This is a genomic window from Microseira wollei NIES-4236 (assembly GCF_020521235.1).
Lineage (GTDB): Bacteria > Cyanobacteriota > Cyanobacteriia > Cyanobacteriales > Aerosakkonemataceae > Microseira > Microseira wollei.
In genome coordinates this window covers 1-4,093 of sequence record NZ_BLAY01000351.1, presented here as the reverse complement: position 1 = coordinate 4,093, position 4,093 = coordinate 1, and the positions used below count along the sequence as shown (strand labels likewise).

The window sequence follows — 4,093 nt, the reverse complement described above, 5'->3', positions numbered from 1 at the left end:
AGCTGACCGGCAAACAAACCGGGTTTCTGTGAAAAAGATCTCGGCAAAGAAACCCGGTTTCTCCCCGCGGCGGGGGATGTGAGATGGAAGCAGCTGACCGGCAAACAAACCGGGTTTCTGTGAAAAAGATCTCGGCAAAGAAACCCGGTTTCTCCCCGCGGCGGGGGATGTGAGATGGAAGCAGCTGACCGGCAAACAAACCGGGTTTCTGTGAAAAATCGTGGATGGGGAAGGAGATCTCGGCAAAGAAACCCGGTTTCTCCCCGCGGCGGGGGATGTGAGATTTTAGGGGCAAAACCGGCAAAGAAACCGGGTTTCTGTGAAAAATCGTGGATGGGGAAGGAGAGATCGGCAAAGAAACCCGGTTTCTGGTCTCGTCGTCCATAAGTCCTCCTCACCTGCTCACCTGCTCACTTGCTCACCTGCTCGCCTACCCGGCGTGGCAAGATAACGGTAAAGGTTGTGCCGCGATCGAGAGTGCTTTCAACGCGGATGTGACCTTTATGATTTTCGACGATGGCAGATGCGATCGCTAGTCCTAACCCCGATCCTGCTGCAAGCGCGCGACTGCGCGCCGGATCGACGCGATAAAAGCGATCAAATAGGTGCGCTAGGGCATCTTCTGGAATACCAATGCCGGTATCTTTTACTTTCACTTGCAACTGGGTATGGTTGTGGCGTCCAATTTGCTGTAATTCTACGTCAACTCGACCCCCTGGCAAGGTATATTGCACCGCATTACCCACCAAATTTGTAAATAAACGTGCCAATTGATCCCAGTCTCCCTCCAGGGTATAAATTTCCTCTGACATATCGGTAGTTATGTCAGTTGGTGGTTCTACAAGATCTAAAGATAGGTTAATGTTTTTTGAGGCTGCTACCAAACGTTGTTCTTCGATCGCTTCCATTAATAAGGCATCCAGAGGAACCGGAGTAAAACAAGGCTGTACCATGCCACTATCTTGTCTGGCCAAAAACAGCAGATCGTCCACCAGTCGCCCCAGTCGCTGGGTTAATCTTTCTATCACCTGTAACTGCTGCCTATGCATCTGGGGTTCTAAATCTGGATCTGCCAAAGCCACCTGTACGTTAGTTTGAATCGTGGCAATTGGGCTTCTGAGTTCGTGGGAAGCGTCGGCGGTGAATTGTTTGAGGCGTTGATAAGATTCTCCCACGGGTTTCATTGCCAGTCCGGAAAGAAACCAGCCAATTGCTGCTACAGAGATTACCATCAAACCAATGCCCAAACTGAGATCGAAAATTAGCTGGCGGCTGGGTTTTGTTACTTCAAACCAAGGATGGCTGACCCGGAGATAACCTAATACCTGTCGTCCCATTTCTACCCGTTCGGTTACTTGCCGCAAGACGAGAGTGGAGGGTTCAATTTTCGATTTTGGCTCGAGGATTTTGGATTGGTAATTCTCCTCTGCTGTTGGGGCAAGCACGGGGACATTGCCCCTACTCCCCTGCCCCTCTGCTCCTCTGCTCCTCTGCTGACCCGCCCACCTCACCACGCGCACGGTTTCCCCGGTACGGTTGAGATGGATGGGAATATTGAGTGGGAAGGAAAAAGTAGACCACAATAATTCGCCAGTCGGACTGAACCACTCTAAGTCAATCCGATCGTCTTCGACGGTGTCGGCATTGTCTGGAAAACTGGCTTCTAGATTAATACGCAATTTGCCATCGCCCGCACTGTTGACTGGATCGATGACGAGCGATCGCACTACCACTTCCACCACATGGTTAAGCGTATCATCGACTCGTTCAATTAAAGTGCTGCGGACGTACATATAAACGCCCGTCGCAAACAGCAGCAGCACCACTGCGGTGACGGCTGTGTACCAAAGAGCTAAACGCCTGCGAGTTGCTTGAAACATTAAGCTATTTTAGGACACTTGGCAGCTTCATCTGTAGCACCCAAGGTACGAAAATGTAAGCCATAGCCCCTAGCCCCTAGTCCCTAGCCCCAATGCTTGTCAAATGTTTTAGCTTGAGATTCCTGGAATTTCTCTGCCATTTATTGTAGGAGTTAGTAGCAGGTGGTAGACTCTCCCCGATGACCAATCTGCCCTTGGTTGAAACACAGCAAACTCTACTCTTTAAAAGGTTTTCAAAAGCTTTATCAAAACTAGATTCATTTTAACCGGATATTTAACAAGCTGTTTGGAAAACATAAGTAGGGAATACAAACCAACCCAATATTTCCATCAAGCATTGTTGCTCTAATCGACGTTAAAAAAATTAAGGTGATCGATATGTCTTCTCGCCAGAACAAAAACAACTCTCCGTTAGTTCGCATTGTCTACTCTAAGGTCAAAGTTAACGGTAAACTAGAGTTAGTGCCGATGGAGTTATATGCTGATGGTTCGGTCAAACGAGTTGTTTGAGCAAGATCAAAAGCCCTCCAACGGCTATCTTTGAAGCAAATCTGTGTTGTAATATAGTCCGTTGGAAGTCTGGGCGCCAATCGAGGATCGAGGTACGCTATTGTTGCATAAAGTAGGGTAAGGAGAGACTGTGCAAAAACAGGTTGTAACTGAGGCACCCCAACGGTTTTCCGTGCTGGGACTCCCAGTTCATCTCTTAGATGATTATCCAGGCTGGCTGATAGAGCGGTTGAAAAGGCGTATGGGCGGTCACGTGGTGACGCTAAATGCTGAAATGACCGTGCAGGCAGAGCAAAATGCTAACTTGGCTGATGCGATCGCCCAAGCCGAGTTGGTAATCCCCGATGGATCGGGAGTAGTCCTGTACTTGCGTTTCCAAGGTAAGCAGGTGCAGCGTTGTCCGGGTATTGAATTGGCAGAGTCTCTCTTGTGGCAAGCTGGGCAAATGGGCAAGTCTTGGCCTGTATTTTTCTACGGCGGCGCGCCCGGAGTAGCTCAGGAAGCAGCACAAATGTGGCAGCGTAGAGTACCGGGGTTAGCGATCGCCCGCACCGCTCACGGCTATCTCTCGCCCCAAGAAGAACAACAACTGCTACAAACCCTCCAAGATTTACAGCCCCGCCTGATTTTAGTCGGTTTGGGCGTCCCGCGCCAAGAATTGTGGATCGCCCAAAACCGTCACCTTTGTCCCCACGCCACTTGGATCGGCGTTGGTGGCAGTTTCGATATCTGGGCAGGTAATAAGTCCCGCGCTCCCGCTTGGTTGAGAAATAATCATTTAGAGTGGCTTTATCGTCTGTATCAAGAACCTTGGCGTTGGCGGCGAATGTTGGCGTTACCTCTGTTCGCGTGGCGGGCTTTTATTCGCAGTTAATAGTAGGGGCACGGCGTAGAATAAATTTTGGTTTATACCAAAGGTTGGAAAATGCCGTGCCCCTACAACTTGTATAAATGCCCAGGGGGCACGGCGTAGAATAAATTTTGGTTTATACCAAAGGTTGGAAAATGCCGTGCCCCTACAACTTGTATAAATGCCCAGGGGCACGGCGTAGAATAAATTTTGGTTTATACCAAAGGTTGGAAAATGCCGTGCCCCTACAACTTGTATAAATGCCCAGGGGGCACGGCGTAGAATAAATTTTGGTTTATACCAAAGGTTTTAAAATGCCGTGCCCCTACAACTTGTATAAATGCCCAGGGGGCACGGCGTAGAATAAATTTTGGTTTATACCAAAGGTTTTAAAATGCCATGTCCCTACAACTTGCATAAATGCCCAGGGGGCACGGCGTAGAATAAATTTTGGTTTATACCAAAGGTTGGAAAATGCCGTGCCCCTACAACTTGTATAAATGCCCAGGGGGCACGGCGTAGAATAAATTTTGGTTTATACCAAAGGTTGGAAAATGCCGTGCCCCTACAACTTGTATAAATGCCCAGGGGCCACGGCGTATAATAAATTTTGGTTTATACCAAAGGTTGGAAAATGCCATGTCCCTACAACTTGTATAAATGCCCAGGGGGCACGGCGTAGAATAAATTTTGGTTTATACCAAAGGTTGGAAAATGCCGTGCCCCTACAACTTGTATAAATGCCCAGGGGGCACGGCGTAGAATAAATTTTGGTTTATACCAAAGGTTGGAAAATGCCGTGTCAATACAACTTGTATAAATGCCCAGGGGGCACGGCGTAGAATAAATTTTG

The 4,093-nt window shown here is 48.5% G+C and carries 5 protein-coding genes; 2 read left to right on the top strand and 3 right to left on the bottom strand.

Going from position 1 to position 4,093, the window contains the following annotated elements; all coding sequences use genetic code 11:
* Together MiSe_RS47960 and MiSe_RS47955 are read right to left on the bottom strand one after the other, a co-directional pair.
* Nucleotides 1-385: hypothetical protein (locus MiSe_RS47960; protein WP_226594392.1), on the bottom strand; the 385-nt coding region annotated here is incomplete at its 3' end.
* 25 nt (nucleotides 386-410) lie between these two features.
* Nucleotides 411-1,880: a sensor histidine kinase gene (locus MiSe_RS47955; protein WP_226594389.1), complete on the bottom strand. Its 1,470-nt coding sequence runs from the start codon at nucleotides 1,878-1,880 to the stop codon at nucleotides 411-413.
* A 378-nt stretch (nucleotides 1,881-2,258) separates the two neighbouring features.
* Between MiSe_RS47955 and MiSe_RS51810 the strand changes: the two genes are divergently transcribed.
* Nucleotides 2,259-2,390: a hypothetical protein gene (locus tag MiSe_RS51810; protein ID WP_264197128.1), complete on the top strand. Its 132-nt coding sequence runs from the start codon at nucleotides 2,259-2,261 to the stop codon at nucleotides 2,388-2,390.
* Between the two features lie 130 nt (nucleotides 2,391-2,520).
* Entirely contained in the window at nucleotides 2,521-3,264 is a 744-nt protein-coding gene (locus MiSe_RS47950) for a WecB/TagA/CpsF family glycosyltransferase (protein ID WP_226594386.1), read from the top strand.
* Between the two features lie 621 nt (nucleotides 3,265-3,885).
* On the opposite strand, the gene MiSe_RS47945 is transcribed toward MiSe_RS47950, so the two are convergent.
* The coding region (locus MiSe_RS47945; protein WP_226594383.1) for a hypothetical protein at nucleotides 3,886-4,093 on the bottom strand (208 nt) is incomplete at its 5' end.